Here is a 20,245-nt window from a genome sequence, read left to right as displayed (position 1 = left end):
GCCTCGCGTTCGCGCTGCTTGCGGATGTGGTAGGGCGAGGCGTTGATGTTGATCACGAACGTGGCCTCGCTCCTGGCCAGACTCGCCAACGGATCGCCGGTGCGCCACAGATCCTCGCAGATGGTGATTCCGAACGGCATGCCGTGATAGGCGAAGCCGCGCACGCTGGCGCACGACTCGAAATAGCGCTGTTCGTCGAACACTCCGAAGTTGGGGAGCCACCGTTTGCCGGCAAACCCCTCCTCGCGACCGTCACGCACGAACACCCCGGCGTTGATCAGCCCGGAACCGCCGTGCCGGATCGAGCCGTACACCGCATCGATGCCCAACTCCCCCAGGGCGTGGTGGAAACGACGCTCCACCGCGCGCAGTTGATCCAGAAACAGCGGCTTGTGCAGCAGATCCTCGGGGGGATAGCCGGTAAGGGCCAGCTCCGGAAAGATCACCAGACGCGCACCCGCCTCGGCGGCGCGCCGGGCGTGCGCGAGCAGGGTCTGAAGATTCTTCTCCAGGGCGCCGACATGCGGATTCACCTGGGCCAGGGCCAACAAAAGTTCCATGGGCTTCGTGACGACGCTTTCCAAGCGGGTGGCGAGAGGGTGTTTTCAACAAACCGTCACAGTGTAACGGATCGCGACGCGTTTTCCAAAGATCGAAATCAATGCCAGGCTGCGAACGGATCGATCCGGGACAATCCGGGGACGGATTCAAAATCGGCGCGGTTACGGATTACCAGGGGCAGAGCGCATTCCAGTGCCGTGGCGACGACGGCATCCGAAATTTTCAGACACCGGTACTCCCGGCCATGCTCGCCAATCGCCTCGCCAATCGCCGGTATGCGCGTCTCCCTTGGGAATCCCTTGATTTCGTTCCTCGACCCGATGCGTCTACTCTAGCACGGATCCGTGCCCGGATTAAACCATCTCCCGTTCACCCCGCGCCCTGAACCAGGGCGATCATGGCCGTCTCGTCCAGAATCTCCACCCCCAGTTCGCGCGCCTGGGTGAGCTTGGAACCCGGCGCCTCGCCTACGATCAGATAGCGGGTGCGTTTGGAGAGACTCCCCGACACCTTGGCGCCCAACGCCTCGAGCCGGGCCTTGGCCTCCTGACGGGTCCAGGCGGTCAAGGTGCCGGTCAACACCACGGTGGCCCCGGCCAGGGGATGACCGATCGCGACCGCGCGCGCGGCTGCCCGATGCCAGCCGGTAGCGGGCTCGGCCAGAAGCCGCTCGAGAAGCGCCTGACTCCCCGGAGCCCGGAAAAAGGCCCACACCCGCCCGGCGGCCACCGGTCCGACCTCGGGAGCCCCTTGCAACTCCGCCTCGGATGCGGCCATCAGCGCCTCGATGGTACCGAAATGGCGCGCCAGACTCGCCGCCGTCGCCTCCCCCACCTCGCGGATCCCGAGCGCGAACAAAAAGCGCTCCAGGTCGCGTCCGCGACTCTCCTCGATGGCGGCCAACAGGTTTTCCGCCGATTTCTCCCCCATGCGTTCCAGGCCCGCCACCCGCTCCGACATCCCGTGCAACCGGTAAAGATCCGCCACATCGCCGATCAACCCGCCGGCAAACAGCGCCTCGACCAGCTTTTCGCCCAAACCCTCGATGTTCATGGCGCGCCGCGAGGCGAAATGACGCACCGCCTCCTTGCGCTGCGCCGGGCAGAAAAACCCCTCGATGCAGCGAATCACCACCTCGCCCTCGGGTTTGGCCACCGCCCCGCCGCAAACCGGACAGCTCGCAGGGGTCACCACGGGCAGGGCATCCGCCGGACGCTTTTCCAGCACCACCTCCACCACCTCCGGGATCACATCCCCGGCACGCCGCACCCGCACCGTATCGCCGGCACGCACATCCTTGCGATACAGCTCCTCGAAGTTGTGCAGGGTGGCGTTGGTCACCGTCACCCCGCCCACCCCCACCGGTTGCAACCGCGCCACCGGGGTCAAGGCGCCGGTGCGCCCCACCTGCACATCGATCGCCTCGACCGTGGTGAAGGCCTCGCGCGAGGGGAACTTGCAGGCGGATGCCCAGCGCGGCGCACGGGCGACAAACCCCAACCGCTCCCGCCAGGCAAGCACGTTCACCTTGAAGACCATGCCGTCGATCTCGTAGGAAAGCTGATCGCGCCGCGCCCGCAACCGCTCATAATAGTCCCGGCACCCCTCCACCCCGACCACCACCTCGGCATCCGGACAGGTGGGCAATCCCCAGTCGCGAAACAGCGCCATCACCTGGTCATGCCGGGTCGGCCACCCCTCGGCCCTCACCTCGCCCACGCCGTGACAGTAGAGTTTAAGCGGGCGTTGCGCGGTGATGCGCGGATCGAGCTGACGCAAACTCCCCGCCGCCGCATTGCGTGGATTAGCAAAGGTTTTTTCACCCGTTTCCAGCGCACGGGCGTTGTACGCATCGAACGCCGCCAGGGTCATGAACACCTCGCCGCGTGCCTCCAGCAACTCCGGATGCCCCTCCCCGAGCAGACGCAGCGGCAACGACGGAATGGTGCGCGCCTGGGCGGTCACCTCCTCCCCCTCCCGGCCATCGCCGCGGGTGGCAACACACACCAGCAGACCCCGCTCGTAGATCAGACTCACCGCCACGCCGTCGATCTTCGGCTCGGCGGCATATTCGACCTCCGCCTCGCCCAACCCCTCGCGCACCCGGCGATCGAACTCGGCCACATCCGCCACCGTGTCGATGGAGAGCATCGGCGCCCGATGGACCACCTTGGCAAACCCCTCCAGCGGCGCCGCCCCGACCCGCCGGGTGGGCGAATCCGGGGTGATCAACACGGGATGGAGCTGTTCCAGGCTCTCCAACTCCCGAAACAGCGCATCGTAGGCGTCGTCGCCGATCTCGGGTGCATCGAGCACATGATAGCGATGGTTGTGATGGGCCAACTCGGCGCGCAACGCCCGCACGCGGGCCAGGGTCTCGGGGGTGGGGGTGGTCATGCTTGCAATGTTTCCAGAGTTCGGCAGGGCAATGGAGAAGACGAATGGCGCGCGGAAGATGAGTTGCCTTCGGTAGCAGACTCCGGGCCATGTCCGCGGCATCGTTTCGCCAAAGACGCGCGCGGAAGATTGAGTTGCCTTCGGTAGCAGACTCCGGGCCATGTCCGCGGCATCGTTTCGCCAAAGACGCGCGCGGAAGATTGAGTTGCCTTCGGTAGCAGACTCCGGGCCATGTCCGCGGCATCGTTTCGCCAAAGGCGCGCGGAAGATTGAGTTGCCTTCGGTAGCAGACTCCGGGCCATGTCCGCGGCATCGTTTCGCCAAAGACGCGAAACGATGCCGCAGCCAAGGCGGCGCGCAGCGTTTTTTCGCAAAAAACGCGAAAAAACGCTTTTTTGAAGAGCGCGCTAAAAAGCCAAAGTCAAAAGCCGAGGTCAAAAGCCGAAGCCAAAAGCCGAAATCAAAAGCCGAAGCCAAAAGCCGAAGTCAAAAGCCGAAGTCAAAAGCCGAGGTCAAAAGCCGAAGCCAAAAGCCGAAGTCAAAAGTCAAAAGCCAAAAGCCAAAAGCCAAAAGCCAAAAGCCAGAGTCAAAAGCCAGACCTCGGAGGCTCTGCCTCCGAACCTCCGCCGGGGACCTTGCGGTCCCCGGTCCCCTGCAATCGTGGAATCCTGAATCGGGACCTCACGGGAAGCGTCGGCAGGCCGTCCTGACCAAAAAACGCCCCCGCCAGTCCCCATCACGCCCGCCCAGGACGCAGCCGCCGGATAAAACTCACCAGGTCGTCCACATAGCCGTAAATCACCGGGATCACCAGAAGCGACAGAAAGGTCGAGGCGAGCAGACCGCCGATCACCACAATGGCCATCGGGGAGCGGAAGCTCGGTTCAGCGCCGATCCCCAACGCCACCGGCAGCATGCCGGCGCCCATGGCGATGGTGGTCATGACGATCGGACGGGCCCGTTTGCGGCAGGCATCGATCAGAGCATCGCGGCGGTTCAGACCCCGTTCGCGACGCGCCACCACCGCATATTCCACCAACAGAATCGAGTTCTTGGTGACGATCCCCATGAGCATCAGAATGCCGATCACCGAGGGCATGGAAAAAGCGTTGTGGGTGACCAGCAACGACACGAACGCCCCGCCCAGGGAGAGCGGCAAGGCCACCAGGATGGTGATCGGCTGAAGAAAATCATGAAACAGCAGCACCAGAACGATGTAGATGCACATCACCCCGATGGCCATGGCCCCGGCGAAACTGCCAAACAGCTCCTTCATGCGCTGGGCGTCGCCATCCGGGGGACGCTGCACCCCCACCGGGAGGTTCTTGAGCGCCGGGAGGTCGTTGACTTCGGTCAGCAGTTCGCCGATCACCCGTTTCCCCAGCTCGATGTCGATGCTCACGCGCCGCTGCCGGTCCATGCGGTCGATGCGGGTCGAACCCCCGAGAATTTCGATCCTGGCCACCGTCTCCAGAGGAATGACTCCGGCCCGCGAGGCGACCGGCAGTTGGCGGATCGCGGCCAGATCGTGACGCACCCCCTCGGCCAGACGCACGCGAATCGGGATCTGGCGTTCCGGAAGATTGAGCTTGGCGAGCATCATCTTGAAATCCCCCGCCGTGGCGATGCGCACCGCCTGGGCGATCGCCTCGCTGGAAACCCCCAGATCCGCCGCACGGGCGAAATCCGGGGTGATCTGGATCTCCGGTCGCTCCAGATCGGCGTTGGAGCGCACGTTGCCGATCCCCTGGATACCCCGTATTTGCGGTTCCAGCGCGTCGATGACCCGCGACAGAGTGGTCGGATCGTTGCCGGTGAGCACGATGGTCAGCTGGATGCCCGGACCGCTGGAGATCATGGCCACGCGGATGCCGGGCAGTTCACGGAGTTTGTTGCGGATCTTCTCCTCCACCCCGGACTGCTTGAGCGCCCGTTCGCGGCGATCCACCAGGTTGACCACCAGGGTGGCCTTGCGGGTGTCGCTCATGGTGCTGACGTTCATGGGACCGCCGCCGACGTTGGCCGAAGAGCCCACCGCCGCATGGACGCTGGTCACCTCCGGGATCTGCTTCAACAGAGCGATGGTCTTTCGGGAGGCCTCATACGTATCCTCCAGCGCGCTGCCAGGAGGCAGTTCCACCTGCAACATCATCTGGTTGCGATCCGCAGCGGGCACGAAGCCCGAAGGGAGCATGGGCGCCAGGGCCAGGGAGCCGACCAAAAAAAGGATCGCGGCGATCAGGGTAATCCTGGGATGATCCAGACAGCTCGTCACCCAGCCGAGATAACGGTGCAACAGGGCCCCCTCGTGGATCTGGCTGTCGTGAGGCCGCATGAGATGGGCGCACATCATCGGCGTCAAAAGACGCGCCACCACCAGCGAGGCGAGGATCGCCGCCACGGCGGTCATGCCGAAGGGACGGAAAAACTTGCCCGGAATCCCGGCCATGAAGGCGGTGGGCATGAAGACCGCGACCAGGGTCAGGGTGGTGGCGATCACCGCCATGCCGATCTCGTCGGCGGCCTCCATGGCAGCCTCAAAGGGTTTTTTCCCCTGTTTGAGATGGCGGACGATGTTCTCCACCTCGACGATGGCGTCATCCACCAGGATGCCCACCACCAACGCCAGGGCGAGCAGGGTGAGGGTATCCAGGCTGAAACCGGCCAGCCGCATCACCAGGAACGCCGGAATGATCGACAAGGGGAGCGCCGCAGCGGAGATCAAGGTGGCACGGATGTCGCGCAGAAACCACCACACCACGATGATGGCCAGAAAGGCCCCTTCGTACAGCAGTTCCATCGATCCCTTGAAGTTATCCAGGGCCGGGGCGAAGGTGTTGTACCCCTCGCGGATGGTCACCTGGGGGTGCTCCTTGGCAAAAACCCCCACCACGCGGCGCACCTCGGTGGCCACGCTCACCTCGCTCCACCCCTTGGAGCGGGTCAGCTCGAAACCGATCACCGTTTCGTCGTCCAAAAGAGCCATGGTGCTCCGTTCGGCGAAGCCGTCGGTGATGGTGGCGATTTCGGACAACGGAACCGATCGACCGCCGGAGAGCGGGATCTCCAGACGGCGCAGATCCTCCACCGATTCGGGCGCAGCCAGGGTGCGGATCGACTGCACGGCGCCGGAGATGTCACCGCGTCCGCCCGAGGCATCCTTGCGGATCTGGCGCAGGGCGCGGGAGATCTCGTCCGAGGTGATCTTGAGGGCGCGCATGCGGGCCGGATCCAGATCCACCTGGATCTCGCGATCCACGCCGCCGGTGCGGGAGAACTTGCCCACGCCCGGCACCGAGAGGAGACGCTTGGAGAGTTCGTTGTCCACCAGCCAGGAGAGTTCCGCCTCGTCGAGCTGTTTGGAGCTGGCCACAAAGGCAATCATGACGCCGCCGGTGGTGGTTTTTTTCGAAACCACCGGCACGGTGAGATCCTGGGGAAGGTCGGAACGCACCGAATCCACGGCGTTGCGCACCTCGTTGAGGGCGGCATCGGCGTTCTTGTCGATGTCGAACTCCACCGAAATCGACACCGAGCCATCGGTCAAGGTGGTGCGGATGTGCTCCACCCCGCCCAGGGAGGCCACCGAGTCCTCGATCTTGCGCGCCACCTCGGTTTCGAGCTGGCTTGGGGCCGCCCCCTCCAGGGTGGCGTTCACCGAGATCACCGGAACCTCGATGTCGGGGAAGTTCTGGATCCCCAACGCCTTGAACGAAGCAAGCCCCAGCAGCGTCAGCAGGGCGAACAGCAGAATCGCCGGCACCGGATGGCGAATGGAAAGGGCTGAAAAATTCACGGTTTATCTCCGCTCACTTTCACCCGGTCGCCATCTTTTAAAAAGGCCCCGCCATGGGCGATGATCCGGGCGTTATCCCCAAGACCCGAGAGGATCTCCACCTGATTCTCCATGCGCCGTCCGGTGGTCACCTTGCGACGGCTCACCCGGTCGGTGTTTTCAGGCAGCTCGAACAGATAGGTGAAGCCGTCGTGAAACACCAGGGTGCTCTGCGGCAGAACGACCGCCGGCTGTTCCCCGAGCTGGATTTCTCCCTGGGCGAACATCCCCGGCTTGAAGGGGGTATCCTCCGGCAGATCGAAATAGACAAGCCCCTTGCGGCTCTCCGGATTCAGGGTCGGGGCCACCTGACGGGCGCGCGCCTCGACCGGCGCCTGGCCCGGCAGCTCCAATCTGGCCTGCTGACCCGCCTGGATGCGACCGATCTGGCTGTCGGTCACCTCGGCGCGCCACTCCAGACGCCCCTGCCGCACCAGTCGGAACAGCTCCACCCCTGGCTGCACCACCGCCCCAAGCGTGGCGTTGCGCGCCGAGATCACCCCATCGTCCGCGGCCAGGATGCGGGTCTGGCGCAAGCGGATCTCCTCGTGTTCCAGGGCGGCCTTGGCCGCCGCCAGTTCCGCCTCCGCCGACTCCTCGGCGATCAGGTGCTGGGTGATCTGCTGCTCGGAGTAGGCGCCGATCCCATCCACGGATTTCACCCGGTTGGCATTGGAGCGCGCCAGGGCCAGGGCCGCCTTGGCCCGCGCCACCATGGCCTTCTGCTGGGCGAGGGCCGCCTTCACCGACTCGTCGGAAAGGCGGGCCAGCTCTTGTCCCCGTTTCACCGGCGTGCCCACATCCACCGGCAACCAGACAATCGCCAACCCCCCGATCTCGGCGGAAACCACCGCCTCCTGCCAGGCATGAACCGCACCGCTCACCAGCAGGGTCTGGGGCCAGACCACCTGGCGCGCTTGGGTGAGGGTCACGGTCAGCGCGGCGCGCTCCTCGCCATTGGCCGCGCCCTTCTCGGCATGAAGATCCCCGATCGGTCCCGCCATCAACCATCCCGCAACCACCAGGCCAAGCAGCGCAAGCTGTCTTTTCATGCAAAAATCCTTTTCTTCAAAACAGGTTCCACGCCAACCGCAATCCAGTGTGGAAATGCGTTTGATGAGGCGGATAGAGTTTGATTTATCTTCCAAGAAAGCAGTTATCGGCATACTATTGACATTCGAACCAATTTGCAAGATTATGAAGCGTTAAATATTGTCAAGGGAGCATGATATGAACACAATCCTGCAACACATCATCGCAGCGCATCAGGACAACTGGCCCGAAGAGTTCGATCCCATGGCCCTGCCATTCGCCCTGGCGTTTCATCGGTCCCACGGGCTGATGTATGGACGGGCCTGCGCGGCCATGGCCACGTTCGAACTCACCCCAGCCGAGTTCGATGTCCTGGCCAGTCTGCGTCGATCCCCCGCCCCGCACGCCCTCACCCCCTCGCAACTGCGGCAGGCGCTGTTGATCACCTCGGGCGGTTTGACCAAGGTGTTGCATCAACTGACCGCGCGCGGTCTGGTCGAGCGTCCGCCCGGCGTCGGCGATCGCCGGGTCAAACCGGTTCGTCTGGCCGAGCCGGCCTATCCGTTGATCGATCGAGCCATGCGGGAAGTCATGCAAGTGACTCGCCAACGACTGTTGAAGTTCCTGTCCGGCGAGGAAATTCGTGATCTGACCGAACTTTTGGCCAAACTGGCCGCGGACGAGCAGGAGGATTGATCCTTCGCCGCCATGGGGAAATCGCGTGGTCCGGCTGCACAACAAAAATATAAGTTATCGTTTCGACCGGAAACAACCGGTTCAGAGGTGGGCATGAATGCCCACCTGCCGCTTGCGTTGACCTGCCGGTTGCGTTGACCTGCCCAGAGGTCTAGTTGTCCAACTCGTCCACGCCCACCCAGCGTCCCGAGGGGAGATCGGCAAAAGGATCGCGCGGCGCCGGCTGAATCTCCCGGCGGACCGGTTTGGCCCCGCGACGCGGCCCGGCGCCGCGAGTCGCGATCCCCTCGCTCTTCACCTTCACCCCGCGCCAGACCGTGAAGGTTTCGTCCCCGTCGATCTCCTCGACCGCGCCAAACCGCTCGGAGAGCAGCGCGCCGTAGTCCAGAAAACGATTGCCCACCAGACTCAAGGTACCCCCTGGGTTCAACCGGTCGCTGGCCGCGGCCAGGAAGGCCATGGTCGCCTCGTGATCGGTGCGCACCCCGCGATGGAACGGCGGGTTGGTGACCAGGGCATCGAAACGCATCCGGCTCAACCGCTCGCCCATGCCATCCTCGGTGATCACCGTGCAACGCTCCTGGAGTTGGTTCAGCTCCACGGTCCGGCTGGCGCAGCGGGTGGCGGTGACCAGATCGTCGCTGAGGATCACCTGGAGCGACGGGAACCGTTTGGCCAGGGTGACGCCGATCACCCCGGAGCCGCAGCCCCAGTCCAGCACCCGCGTGCCGGGCGGTGCGTCGCGCAGGGTGTCGAGCAGCAGCAGCGTGGCCGGATCGATGGCGCGCCAGGAGAAGATGCCCGGCTTGACCGCGATTGTCATCCCCTCGTGCCGCACATGGGCGAAACCATCGGCCTCGGGTGTGAAAGGGCTCTCCTGGTTCTTCTCGTCGAGCGCGCGGCTCTCCGGGGTGAGGGTGTGCAGCCGGAGATGGCCCTTGCAAAGCGCGGTTTCGCAGTCGCTGAAACGTTTGGACAACGACCGGATGCCCGATTCACGCTCCCCGAAGAGCCACAGCCGTCCATCGGGCGTCAGGGTCGCGAGCGCGCTTTCGATGGCCAGTTTCGCGGCCTCGCGGCCTTGGGGCAGCTCCATCAGCAGGTTGCGGGTCGGTTCTCCGGCACTGGGATGGTCATCGAGCCGGATGTTCACCCCCGGATGTTGCTGACGGATCGCGGCGGCCAGCGAGGCGCGCGCCACCACCACGGAACCGGTGAAACCGGCGTCGCGCAGAACATCGAGCGGCGTGGGGGCGTCGAGGGGCCAGTGGACCAGATGCAGGTGGTCGATCCGGTCGATCGGGCAGACCTCGCCCAGACCGGAGAAGAAACGCTGAATGGAGCGGGAATCGGGAAGCACGGCGGATGTCTCGTCAAGAGGCTGGATGCCCGTTGCCTTGGCTCCGCGGATCGGACCCAAGGCAACGGGCGAGGAACATTCATCCAGGAATCGGCACCGGTTGGACCGGAACGCCCTGGAGCAACTCACGAAAAATGTCGCGCACATGCACCAGACCGGTATGACGGGTGGCGTTGGTGCCGGTGAAGACCAGACCGTTCTCCATGTCCCCCTGCTGGGCGCGATGCAGGGCCAGGGCGATGCAGAAGGTCTCCTTCTCCTCGCGACAGCGACAGGCGTCCAGACAGGTGGCGATGCAGGTGTCGGCCACTTCCCCACCCCGCAACAAGGTCTTGGTGAATGGGGTGTTCAGGGCCCGTCCGGGCAGACCGGCGGGCGAATCGACGATCACCACGTCGCCATCCTGGGCGTCGATGAAGGCTTGTTTGTAACGGTCGTGGGCATCGCACTCGAAGGTGCAGATGAAGCGGCTGGCCATCTGCACCCCCTTGGCGCCCAGAGAGAAGGCGCGATCGATATCCTGGCGATCCCAGATCCCGCCCGCGGTGACGATGGGGATCTCGTCCGCGTACTCGACGCGGGACCATTCGGCCAGCTCCGGCACCACGATATCGGTGTCGTATTCGGCAGAGAAGAGCTGCTGGGCGTTCTTGACCCCCAGGTGCCCCCCGGCGCGATTCGGATCTTCGAAGACGATGGCGTCCGGCAGTCGCTTGTAGAGCTTGTGCCAGCGCTTGGCCAACAGTTTGGCGGCGCGCAGCGAGGAGATGATCGGGACCAGGGCGGTCTTGGGATTGGCGGTGGCAAATTCGGGCAGACGCAGCGGCAGACCGGCCCCGGAGATGATCAACTGGGCGCCGTTCTCCACCGAGGTGCGCACCATGGCCTCGAAGTCGCGGATGGCCACCATGCAGTTGACGCCGATGATGCCAGCCGGACTGGCCGCGCGGGCCATCTGCAGTTCGTCGATGAGCGCCTTGACGTTGGCGCGGTAATAGTCGCGTCCCTTCACATAGTATTTCGAGGCCAGGGAGAGCGCCACGGCGGCGATCACGCCGACCCCCCCCTCGTTGGCCACGGCGGAGGCGAGCCGATGCGCCGAAACACGCACCCCCATGCCACCCTGAATGATCGGGACCGGGATGGTATATTCGCCGATGCGCAACGGTGGCAGGGGCGGCAAAGTCGGTTGGACATCGGTCTGGGTCATGAAACGGGCATCCTAGAGTGAAACTTCCAAACGGTTTCCGGCGCGTTCGTCCGTGTTGAACGCGCCACCATCGCGGGCCTCCCGAACCAGGAGGTCACCAGGCGGCCCAATCGGGTTTGCGCGCCACGACCTGAACCGACCCGCACGACAACACCCGCTCCGCTTCGACATCGGAGGGATGGACGATCCCCAATCCGCTCCGTTGGCCATGGCCAGGGGTCACGCTGGTCAGGACGCCGGTCTCCTTGCCGCTCGGCAACAGGATCGGCGTGCCTGGCGCGACCTCGGCGCCAGCGGACAGAATGAGGGAATAGAGCCTTTTTTTCAAGGTGCCGCGATGATGGGTGCGCGCGGTGGTCTCCTGTCCGACATAGCACCCCTTGGCAAAATCCACGCCGTTCATCTCCAGAAGCCCGCTCTCCAGGGGAAGGCTCACCTCCGGGATGAAATCGCTGCCGCCGCGCGGCAAGGCCAGGTCGATGCGGCGGGTCTCCCAGGCCAGAAAACCGGCGGGCGGAATCCGTTTGACCAGCTTGTCCCACCACCCCCCGACCAGCGCGGCGGGAACGAGCAGTTTCCAACCGAATCCGGCGTGACGCGGATCACGCCACAGACGAATGCCCGGCTCCGGGGCCATGGTATCGCCCGGATTGGCCTGCTCGATGGGAAATTCCGGGAAGATCCCCTGCAAAACCCGGCTCGCCTCGGGACCGGCGATGGTGAGCAGGGCCGGATCCGGATCCACCTCGACCCGAATCCTGGCGCGCAGGATGAATTGCGCCAAACGGCGGGCCAGGGGGGCGCCCGAACCGGGTTCGGTGATCAGAAGCAGTCGGTCTCCATCGCGCAACAGGGTGCAATCCCACAGAAAACGACCCTGGGGCGTAAGATGGGCCGCATAGATGCTCCGTTGCGGGGAGACGTTCTTGACCTGATTGGTGATCAGACCGCCCAGAAAATCGTGGATGTTCTCACCCGAGATGGCGACCGCTTCCATGTGGGTGGAATCCACCAGCGCCACGTCGTCACGCAGGGCGCGCAACTCGGCCTCCGGATCGCCGAAGTGCATGGGCACCGTCGCGGAACGGTCCGAACTCCAGGCGATGCGCCCTCCAAAATGGGATTCAAGCCGACTCATGGGAAAACTCCTTGTGAATAACGGACAGGGGTTGGCACAATTGCATCCGGCGCGGCTCGATCCTGGCACTCCCGGATCGGGAACGGGCGCTTTTTTTCGATTGGACCCTTCATTTCGCCAAGGAGTTCGCATGAGCGCCTTTCGCTCCGCATGGATACAGGGCCGCACTGGGAACGTTACCCAGATGCATTACGCGCGGCAAGGTCAAATCACGCCGGAAATGGCTTTCGTGGCCCAGGAGGAGGGGCTGGATCCCGAGCTGGTGCGCGCCGAGGTGGCGCGCGGACGCATGGTGATCCCGGCCAACATTCACCATCCGGAATCCAGACCCGTGGCCATCGGCATCGCCGCGCGTTGCAAGATCAACGCGAACATCGGCAATTCGCAGATCTCCTCCGGTCTGGACGAAGAGGTCGAAAAGCTGCGCCTGTCGCTCCACTACGGCGCCGACACGGTGATGGACCTCTCCACCGGCAAACGGATCCGCGAGATCCGCGAGGCGATCCTGCGCAACTCGCCGGTGCCGATCGGAACCGTGCCGATCTACGAGGCGGTGGAACGGGTGCCGGACGTGCGCGCCCTCACCCCGGAGATCATGCTCGAGGTGATCGAGGAGCAGGCCAGACAGGGGGTGGACTACATGACCGTCCACTGCGGGGTGACGCTGGAGGTGCTGCCGCTGATCGAATCGCGCATCACCAAGATCGTCTCGCGCGGCGGGGCGTTGATGGCGCAATGGATGCTTCATCACGAAAAGGAGAACCCCCTGTTCACCCACTTCGACGCCCTGCTCGAGATCTGCAAGCGTCATGACGTCACCCTGTCCCTCGGCGACGGGCTGCGACCCGGCTGTCTGCACGACGCCTCGGACGCCGCCCAGTTCACCGAACTGCGCATTCTCGGCGAGCTGACCCGACGGGCCTGGGAGCAGGAGGTGCAGGTGATGATCGAGGGTCCGGGCCATGTGCCGCTGGATCAGATCGAGGAGAACATGCTCAAGGAGCGCGAACTGTGCCACGAGGCGCCGTTTTATGTCCTGGGACCGCTGGTCACCGACATCGCCGCCGGCTACGACCACATCGCCTCGGCGATCGGTGGCGCGGTGGCCGCCTGGAAGGGGGCGTCGATGCTCTGCTACGTCACCCCGAAGGAGCATCTGGGACTGCCGAACGCCGAGGATGTGCGCGCGGGGATCATCGCCTACAAGATCGCCGCCCACGCCGCCGACATCGCCCGGCATCGACCCCGCGCCCGGGATCGCGATGACGCGATGAGTCGCGCCCGCTTCTCGTTCGACTGGAACCGGCAGTTCGAATTGGCGCTGGATCCGGAACGGGCCCGCGAGTATCACGACGAGACCCTGCCGGAAAACGCCCACAAAAGCGCGGAGTTCTGTTCGATGTGCGGTCCGCGCTTCTGCGCCTACAAGCTCTCCCAGGATGTGGCCGAAAAGTCGCGGCACCTGGCCGAACGGTTCACCCCGGACTTCTGCCCCCAGACCGGCGACGCGGCCAGGAGCAGGCTGGCGGGCAACACCTGAAAAACCCGTTCACATGGGATCGGGGGCGGTCTCCGTCCCCTGGCGCGAGATCGATCGACAGCCTATGCCATCCCCACGCCCTCCCGTGACCATTCCCCTGTATCGACCGGATTTCACCGGTGACGACGCGCGGGCCTGTCTGAGCCAACTGGCGCGCGCGCCGTTCGTGGATGCCGGGGCCGCGCGCGCCTGGGAGGCGGGCTGGGAGCGGCTCTGGGAGCGTCGCGCTGTGGCCTTTGCCAGCCATGACGAGGCGTTGGGGGCCGTGAAGGGGCTGTTCGGCTGGCGCTCCGGTGACGTGGTGGCCGTGGATCCGCTGCTGGATCCGGCCTGGATCGAAGCCCTGGAGGCCAACTGGCTGCATGCGGCCTGGCGGGATGTGGATCCGGTGACCGGTTGGGCCCTCGGCGGGCCGCTGGCACGGGCCGAAGGGAGCGGCGTCACCCGCGCCGTGGTGACGCACCACCCGTTCGGTCTGCCGGTTCCCGGCCCTGATTCCGGCGTCGAAGCACGACACGATGCAGGAGATGGCGCGCGACAGGTCGGGCTGCCGGACACGGCGCCCGTGATCCTCGAGGAGATCTCGGCGATTGTGCATCCCTTGCCAGGGATCGGCCAGGGCCGGATACAGATGGTCAATCTGGAGGGGCCGCGTATTTTGCCGGTTGGCGTGGGGTGCGTGCTGCTTTCGACCGATGAACCCCTGATCGAAGCGCTGCGAAAACGAAGATCACGCCCTCCGGGTGGCCCGGCCTGCGCGTTGGGATGCGCGCTGCTCGCCTCCCTGCCAGGCCGTCTGGAGCGCCGCGCGGAGCTGGCCGGGCGCTATCTGGCGTTGCGGCTGCGCGGTCTGGGAACGCTCCCGGCGCAAGGCGCGCATGGCCGGACCTGGGAGCTTTTTCATCTCATGATGCGCGATGCGCGCACCTGTTCGGCTTTGCGGCACTTCCTGCAACGCTCCGGCATCGGCTGCGCCACGCCGGTCTGGTTTGCGCCGCGCCTGCCGCAGGGGATCCTTCTGCCCGGTCTGCACGCCCTGCAAACCCGTGCCCTGGCACTCCCCCTGCACGCGGCACTCACAAACCCGGAGAGCAAACGCATCGTCAACCGCATCCACCGCTGGGCGGAACGGTATGGACGAAGCCAACCTCCCCCGCACGACGACGCCAGCCCCCCGTAACCGTCAGCCGTCCTTCACCCGCCCCCCGCACGACTCCAACGCCCCTCCGGGGACTGCACCCAATACTCCATCGCCAACCCGCGCGCCTGATACCACCGATACCGCTCCCGCGCCGGGGCCGGATCCCCCACCACAAAATCCACCACCACGTCGAATCCACCCGCCCCCTCGACCAATCCGGCATCCGCCGCGACCACCACCGTGGCCCCGTTGCGATCGTCCGGCGTCAAGGCGAGCAGAACCGGCTGCAACTGGGGATCCGGACCATCCCACACCCCGTGGGGCAGGAAACGCTCCAACGGATGACGCCACAACAGATCATCCCAATGCCGCGACCGGGCCGGACTCCCCACCAGCAAACAGACCTTCAACCCCTGTTCCACCAGTTTGTGCAACAAACCGGTCAACACCCCATCCACCGAGGCGCCGGCGACCTGGTAGAACCGGGCCACCGGACTCCCCTCGCGCGCTCGCGCCATGTCACACCCGCTCCGCCAGGGCGTATTCGCACAACAACCGCACCCCGACCCCCACCGCACCCTTGGGCATGTGCGGCTTGGACGAAGAGAGATCATACGCGGTGCCGGCGATGTCCAGATGGGCCCAGGCGCGGGATTCATCCACGAACCGGGAGAGGAAACAGGCGGCGGTGATGGTTCCGGCCTCGCGCCCGCCGACATTCTTGATGTCGGCCACCACGGACTTGATCTGCTCCTGATACTCCGGGAACATCGGCAACGGCCAGACCCGCTCTCCGCACCGGTCGCCGGCCTTGCGCAATTTCTTCCGCAACCCTTTGTGGTTGCCCATCAGACCCGTGGCATGGGATCCCAGGGCGATGACGCAGGCTCCGGTGAGGGTGGCCAGATCGATGATCACGTCCGGATCGAAGGTGGCGGCGTGATGCAACGCATCGGCCAGGATCAGACGCCCCTCGGCATCGGTGTTGATCACCTCGACGTGGATCCCCCTGGCGGTCTTGATCACGTCTCCCGGACGCTGGGCCGTGCCCGAGGGGAGATTCTCGGCGGCGGGGACGATTCCCACCACGTTGATCGGCAGCTCCATCTCGGCGATGGCGTGCAGAAACCCGAACACCGCCGCCCCGCCGCTCATGTCGAACTTCATCTCCTCCATCTTGGCGCCGGGCTTCAGGGAGATGCCCCCCGAATCGAAGGTGACCGCCTTGCCCACCACGGCCAGGGTCGGACGATCGCCCCCCTTGCGATACTCCAGGATGATCATGCAGGGTGGATGGGCGCTCCCCTGTCCAACCGCCAGAATGCCGTTCATCCCCTTCTGGGCCAGCACCTGCGGGGAGAAGATGGTGGTCTTGATCGGCAACCGCTCGGCCAGTTCGCGCCCCTTCCTGGCCAGAACGTCGGGGGTGAGGAGATTGCCCGGCGTGTTGCACAGATCCCGCGCCAGCATCACGCCACGGGTGATCTTCTCGATCCGTTCCAGACGCTTGCGCCCCCCCTTGAGCCTGGCGGCGGGAAGCAGGAAGTCCAGCCGCTTGAGACGGTGACGGGGAGCATCCTTCCTGCTGACCCCCTGATAGCGATCGAAACGGTAACTCCCCAGCCAGGCCCCCTCGGCCATGGCCGCCATCACCCGTGACGGCCCGATGCCGTGCTGCTCGTCGAGGGAGACCAGCACCAGCGCCCGATCCACGGCGCTCTTCTCGCACGCCTTGACCACACTCGCCCCGAGGGCGCGCAGACTCTCCAGGGTGACCGACTCGCGCTTGCCCAATCCAACCAGCAGCAACCGCTCCACCGCCAACCCCTCTCCCGGAACCACGGGCAGAAACAGCGTCTCCCCGGCGTCCCCACGCAGCCAGCCGGCCTTGAGCACCCGTTTCACCTCGCGCGCCACCCCGTCCGGACAGCGCGCCAGGGCGGCCTGGGCCTCGCCCCCCGAGTGGACGCCGATCACCAGCAGATCGGCCTCGTGGGCAACCGACGTCTCGTCGAACAGATGGATCTTTACATGGGCTTCCGACATCGCGACCTTATCCTTTGTCTTGGCATGAAAAATGAACTACTGAAACTTTGCCAAGAATCCTTACCACAAGCACGAGAAAAACACAAAGACCCTCGCCCGCGCACGCCCATGAAACGCCTCTCCCGCCATCTTTTCCAAGATTGCGCCGCGACCTCGCTGGTCACGCTGGGCACGCTCACCTTTTTGATTATGCTCCCGCAGATCCTGCTGCTCACCGATGTCTGGATCAACAAGGGCGCACCGTTTTCGGTGCTGCGTCAAATGATCCTCCTGGCCATCCCGCAATTCATGGTCGGAACCCTGCCCATGGCGCTCCTGACCGGCATTCTTTTGACCCTCAACCGCATGGCCCGTGACAGCGAACTGGTGATCATCAAGGCCAGCGGGGTGAGCATCTGGCAGATGCTGCGCCCGGTCGGGCTGCTGGTGGTGCTGTTCACCGTGCTCTCGCTGCTGCTCAACTGGATCTGGGTACCCAGGGCCTTCTTCGAATTCACCACCCTCAAACGGGCCCTGCTCACCTCCAGCTCGGCCCTGACCCTGCAACCGCGCACCTTCAACCGCGACATCCCCGGCCTGACCCTGCACGTCGAACGCCAGGATCCCATCTCCGGCACCCTCGAGGGGGTGCTGATCCACGATCAGCGCAACCCGAAAGAGGTGGTGACCATCACCGCGCGTCGCGCCCATCCCCACACCCGCGCCGACAACAAGGCGGCACTCTTTCTCGAGGATGGCAGCCGCCACTGGGTCACCCAGGCCGGATACTACCGCCACATGCAGTTCACCCGCTTCGACCTCGGGCTGGAGGTGGTGCTGGGACTGGTGCCCGCCCACCAGAAGGAGTCCGTGGATGAACTCGATCCGGATGAGTTGCTGGCCATGCTCGACCAGGGCACGCCGGAAAAACGCCACGCCGCGCTCCTGGAGTGGCATCGCCGCCTGGCCTTCCCGGCGGCCACCCTCATCATGGGGGCGCTCGCCCTGCCGCTGGGGGTGCGTCAATCCCACCGCACCGGCAAAAGTTTCGGATTCGCCGCCGCGCTGCTGATCCTGATTCTCCACTTCCTGCTGCTGGCCTCCGGAGAGGCCCTGGCCACCCGGAAATTCACCACCCCCCTGATCGGTCTGTGGCTGCCCAACCTCATCATGGCCGCGCTCACCGCCTGGGCCTTCCACTTCGGCGCCCAGGGACGTCTCGCCCCGGATTGGCGCTGGCCCGGTAGCGCCGCGCCCGTCCCCGATCCCGCCCCACCCGATCCGCACGGCTCGATGACCCGGTGACCCGCATGCCCATTCTCTTCCGCCATCTGCTGAGCTTCTTTCTGACCGGCTTCCTGAAGACCCTCGGGGTCTTCGTCGGCCTGTTCCTGCTCATCGACGGCATCGAGGGGATCCGGCGCTACACCCCCAAACCCAACTTCAACACCCTGGATCTCGCCCTGCTGATCTTAAGCCGGCTGCCCAACTATCTGGGCATGCTCACCCCGTCGATGCTGCTTCTGGCCACCCTCATGGGCGTGGCCCGCCTGACCCGCGACAACGAAATCACCGTCATGCGCGCCAGCGGCGTGTCGCTGGTCGGCATCCTCGCTCCGCTGCTCACCGGTGGTCTGATCGTCGCCCTGTTCCACGGGCTGCTGATCGCCCAGATCGTCCCCCGCACCAATGCCCTCGCCCAGAAAATCGAAGATCACATCGTGGACCGGCTCATCGCCCCGCCCTCCAAAAGCGGCGACCTGTGGCTGCGCGACGGCGGACGCATCATCCACATCCAGAAGTTCGACCCGGATCGGACCACCCTGCACGGTGTCACCGCCTTCACCTTCGACGCCGAACACCGTCTCGCCGCCCGCCTGGAAGCCAGCCGCGCCACCTTCGACGGCCAGGGCTGGAAGCTCCACGAGGGACTCGACTACCGTTTCCTCCCCACGGTCGAGGTCCAGGCCTTCGAGGCGCGTCCCTGGCAGGTCTCCCTGGACCCGCAACGCCTCGCCGCCAGCACCCCGCCGCCGAACATGCTCACCGTGATCGAACTGATCCCGGTCATCGACCGGCTGGAACAGGATGGTCACGATGCCACCCGTCACCGCATGATCCTGCACCGACGCCTGGCCGCGCCAGCCATCAACCTGGCCGCCATCGCCCTCGCCTTCCCCTTCGCCCTGCGCCTGCCCCGCTCGGGTGGCGCCCTGCGCTCCTCCCTGCTCGGCACCCTGCTGGGTTTCCTCATGTTCGTGCTCGTCGATCTGGCCACCGCCTTCGGACTCGGCGGACGCCTCCCCCCGATCCTGGCCGCCTGGGCCCCGGTGCTCTTCTTTGCCGGGGTGTCCGGATTCCTGTTTCTCCACCTCGCCTATCCCAGACACTCACGATAACGCCTAACCCGCGACATTCCTTGAAAGAATCCCTTATCCGCCCCCCCCGGACGTCCGATACACCTTCCAGCGACGGATGATTTTCACGACACCATCTTTCGTATCCTAAGAGATCCAATGCATTTCGCCCGGGATGGGCGAGGGAGATGAACTCATGAAGGGATTGCTCACCCATGTCGGGAAAAACGGTGGACAATGGCTGCTGATCGCCGCCGTCGCTCCCCTGGCCGCGGCCTGCGGACATACCGTGGACCCCACCCAGGCGCCTCTGACCACCTACGAAATGCCCGCCGCGGTGGTGGTTCATACCCCTCCGGTCACGCTTCCTCCCGGTTCGCCCTGGCAGAGCCCCATGCCCGCCGGCGCGGCGAGCGCCTACGCCAATGCCCCGGTGGTCGCCCCCAACGGCACCACCGTGACCAGTCCGGCTCCGTCGCTCACCCCCGCCACCGATGCCCTCGGCCATCCCGCCGGCTCCACGGTGGTGCGTCAGGCGCCGATCACCATCGAACGCCCCTCGATCGTGGTCAACCAGCCGCCGGTGTGGGTCGGGAATCCGCCGGTGGCCATTCCGCAACCGCCGGTGATCATGCATCAGGCCCCGATCACGGTGGAGCAGCCCTCGTTCGTGATCCAACCGCCGAAAGTGGGCTTCCAGGTTCCGCAAGCCCAACCGGTGGCCGAAGCCAAACCGGCTCCGGAGGCCAAACCGGCCCCGGTGGTCGAAGAGAAGCCCAAGCCCGAGGCCAAGAAGGCTCAACCGACCAAAAAACCGGCCAAGAAGGCGGTCAAGAAGGCGAAGAAACCGGTCGCCAAGGCTCCCAGGAAGTCCCAGGCGCCCGGAGACGATCTGCCGCCGAAGTAACCTTGCATGCCGGGGGGAGAAACCCCCTCCCCCCCAGTACCATGGA

At 65.1% G+C, this 20,245-nt stretch carries 15 protein-coding genes; 6 read left to right on the top strand and 9 right to left on the bottom strand.

Translation table 11 applies throughout. The features are described from left to right. From ACOY6C_RS16900 to ACOY6C_RS16885, 4 genes are all read right to left on the bottom strand, one after another. The coding region (locus tag ACOY6C_RS16900; RefSeq protein ID WP_420906693.1) for a nitrilase-related carbon-nitrogen hydrolase at positions 1-560 on the bottom strand (560 nt) is incomplete at its 3' end. A gap of 370 nt (positions 561-930) precedes the next feature. Beyond that, positions 931-2,958, bottom strand: a complete 2,028-nt coding sequence (gene ligA / locus ACOY6C_RS16895) for an NAD-dependent DNA ligase LigA (RefSeq protein WP_420906692.1) — start codon at positions 2,956-2,958, stop codon at positions 931-933. Between the two features lie 736 nt (positions 2,959-3,694). Then, positions 3,695-6,754 carry an efflux RND transporter permease subunit gene (locus ACOY6C_RS16890; RefSeq protein ID WP_420906691.1) on the bottom strand — a complete coding sequence of 1,020 codons (3,060 nt, stop codon included), beginning with the start codon at positions 6,752-6,754 and terminating at the stop codon, positions 3,695-3,697. Then, positions 6,751-7,845 carry an efflux RND transporter periplasmic adaptor subunit gene (locus ACOY6C_RS16885; RefSeq protein ID WP_420906690.1) on the bottom strand — a complete coding sequence of 365 codons (1,095 nt, stop codon included), beginning with the start codon at positions 7,843-7,845 and terminating at the stop codon, positions 6,751-6,753. The genes ACOY6C_RS16890 and ACOY6C_RS16885 overlap by 4 nt, the downstream gene beginning before the upstream one ends. A 178-nt stretch (positions 7,846-8,023) precedes the next feature. Between ACOY6C_RS16885 and ACOY6C_RS16880 the strand changes: the two genes are divergently transcribed. Further along, positions 8,024-8,521 carry a MarR family winged helix-turn-helix transcriptional regulator gene (locus tag ACOY6C_RS16880; protein ID WP_420906689.1) on the top strand — a complete coding sequence of 166 codons (498 nt, stop codon included), beginning with the start codon at positions 8,024-8,026 and terminating at the stop codon, positions 8,519-8,521. A 151-nt stretch (positions 8,522-8,672) separates the two neighbouring features. On the opposite strand, the gene ACOY6C_RS16875 is transcribed toward ACOY6C_RS16880, so the two are convergent. From ACOY6C_RS16875 to ygfZ, 3 genes are all read right to left on the bottom strand, one after another. Further along, positions 8,673-9,881: a class I SAM-dependent methyltransferase gene (locus ACOY6C_RS16875; protein WP_420906688.1), complete on the bottom strand. Its 1,209-nt coding sequence runs from the start codon at positions 9,879-9,881 to the stop codon at positions 8,673-8,675. 79 nt (positions 9,882-9,960) lie between these two features. After that, positions 9,961-11,091: an NAD(P)H-dependent flavin oxidoreductase gene (locus tag ACOY6C_RS16870; protein ID WP_420906687.1), complete on the bottom strand. Its 1,131-nt coding sequence runs from the start codon at positions 11,089-11,091 to the stop codon at positions 9,961-9,963. A 94-nt stretch (positions 11,092-11,185) separates the two neighbouring features. After that, a complete protein-coding gene (gene ygfZ, locus ACOY6C_RS16865) occupies positions 11,186-12,229 on the bottom strand; it encodes a CAF17-like 4Fe-4S cluster assembly/insertion protein YgfZ (RefSeq protein WP_420906686.1) in 1,044 nt (347 codons plus the stop codon). A gap of 130 nt (positions 12,230-12,359) precedes the next feature. On the opposite strand from ygfZ, the gene thiC reads away from it, so the two are divergent. Both thiC and ACOY6C_RS16855 read left to right on the top strand, forming a co-directional pair. Beyond that, a complete protein-coding gene (gene thiC / locus ACOY6C_RS16860; RefSeq protein WP_420906685.1) occupies positions 12,360-13,769 on the top strand; it encodes a phosphomethylpyrimidine synthase ThiC in 1,410 nt (469 codons plus the stop codon). 64 nt (positions 13,770-13,833) lie between these two features. After that, positions 13,834-14,949 carry an aspartate aminotransferase family protein gene (locus tag ACOY6C_RS16855; protein WP_420906684.1) on the top strand — a complete coding sequence of 372 codons (1,116 nt, stop codon included), beginning with the start codon at positions 13,834-13,836 and terminating at the stop codon, positions 14,947-14,949. Positions 14,950-14,963: 14 nt separating this feature from the next. On the opposite strand, the gene ACOY6C_RS16850 is transcribed toward ACOY6C_RS16855, so the two are convergent. Both ACOY6C_RS16850 and ACOY6C_RS16845 read right to left on the bottom strand, forming a co-directional pair. Further along, positions 14,964-15,428, bottom strand: coding sequence for a DNA polymerase III subunit chi (locus ACOY6C_RS16850; protein ID WP_420906683.1), 465 nt, complete (start codon positions 15,426-15,428; stop codon positions 14,964-14,966). Between the two features lies 1 nt (position 15,429). Continuing rightward, entirely contained in the window at positions 15,430-16,956 is a 1,527-nt protein-coding gene (locus ACOY6C_RS16845) for a leucyl aminopeptidase (protein ID WP_420906682.1), read from the bottom strand. Between the two features lie 108 nt (positions 16,957-17,064). On the opposite strand from ACOY6C_RS16845, the gene ACOY6C_RS16840 reads away from it, so the two are divergent. The 3 genes from ACOY6C_RS16840 to ACOY6C_RS16830 all read left to right on the top strand — a co-directional run bounded on the left by ACOY6C_RS16840 (position 17,065) and on the right by ACOY6C_RS16830 (position 20,199). Continuing rightward, entirely contained in the window at positions 17,065-18,240 is a 1,176-nt protein-coding gene (locus ACOY6C_RS16840) for an LptF/LptG family permease (RefSeq protein WP_420906681.1), read from the top strand. 5 nt (positions 18,241-18,245) lie between these two features. After that, a complete protein-coding gene (gene lptG, locus ACOY6C_RS16835) occupies positions 18,246-19,334 on the top strand; it encodes an LPS export ABC transporter permease LptG (protein WP_420906680.1) in 1,089 nt (362 codons plus the stop codon). 154 nt (positions 19,335-19,488) lie between these two features. Next, the gene (locus tag ACOY6C_RS16830; RefSeq protein WP_420906679.1) at positions 19,489-20,199 is read left to right on the top strand and encodes a hypothetical protein; all 711 of its coding nucleotides are present in this window, start codon (positions 19,489-19,491) and stop codon (positions 20,197-20,199) included. Positions 20,200-20,245: the final 46 nt, after the last annotated feature.

The sequence above is a fragment of the Candidatus Magnetaquiglobus chichijimensis genome (genome assembly GCF_045865675.1).
Classification (GTDB): Bacteria; Pseudomonadota; Magnetococcia; order Magnetococcales; family Magnetaquicoccaceae; genus Magnetaquiglobus; species Magnetaquiglobus chichijimensis.
This window is presented reverse-complemented; position numbering and strand designations above follow the sequence as displayed.

What these genes read in the sequence shown, in the direction of transcription:
- ACOY6C_RS16845 (WP_420906682.1), bottom strand. Translation starts at nt 16,956, where the DNA reads ATGTCGGAAGCCCATGTAAAGATCCATCTGTTCGACGAGACGTCGGTT.
- lptG (WP_420906680.1), top strand. Translation starts at nt 18,246, where the DNA reads ATGCCCATTCTCTTCCGCCATCTGCTGAGCTTCTTTCTGACCGGCTTC.
- ACOY6C_RS16850 (WP_420906683.1), bottom strand. Translation starts at nt 15,428, where the DNA reads ATGGCGCGAGCGCGCGAGGGGAGTCCGGTGGCCCGGTTCTACCAGGTC.
- thiC (WP_420906685.1), top strand. Translation starts at nt 12,360, where the DNA reads ATGAGCGCCTTTCGCTCCGCATGGATACAGGGCCGCACTGGGAACGTT.
- ACOY6C_RS16830 (WP_420906679.1), top strand. Translation starts at nt 19,489, where the DNA reads ATGAAGGGATTGCTCACCCATGTCGGGAAAAACGGTGGACAATGGCTG.
- ACOY6C_RS16840 (WP_420906681.1), top strand. Translation starts at nt 17,065, where the DNA reads ATGAAACGCCTCTCCCGCCATCTTTTCCAAGATTGCGCCGCGACCTCG.
- ACOY6C_RS16855 (WP_420906684.1), top strand. Translation starts at nt 13,834, where the DNA reads ATGCCATCCCCACGCCCTCCCGTGACCATTCCCCTGTATCGACCGGAT.
- ygfZ (WP_420906686.1), bottom strand. Translation starts at nt 12,229, where the DNA reads ATGAGTCGGCTTGAATCCCATTTTGGAGGGCGCATCGCCTGGAGTTCG.
- ACOY6C_RS16870 (WP_420906687.1), bottom strand. Translation starts at nt 11,091, where the DNA reads ATGACCCAGACCGATGTCCAACCGACTTTGCCGCCCCTGCCACCGTTG.
- ligA (WP_420906692.1), bottom strand. Translation starts at nt 2,958, where the DNA reads ATGACCACCCCCACCCCCGAGACCCTGGCCCGCGTGCGGGCGTTGCGC.
- ACOY6C_RS16880 (WP_420906689.1), top strand. Translation starts at nt 8,024, where the DNA reads ATGAACACAATCCTGCAACACATCATCGCAGCGCATCAGGACAACTGG.
- ACOY6C_RS16885 (WP_420906690.1), bottom strand. Translation starts at nt 7,845, where the DNA reads ATGAAAAGACAGCTTGCGCTGCTTGGCCTGGTGGTTGCGGGATGGTTG.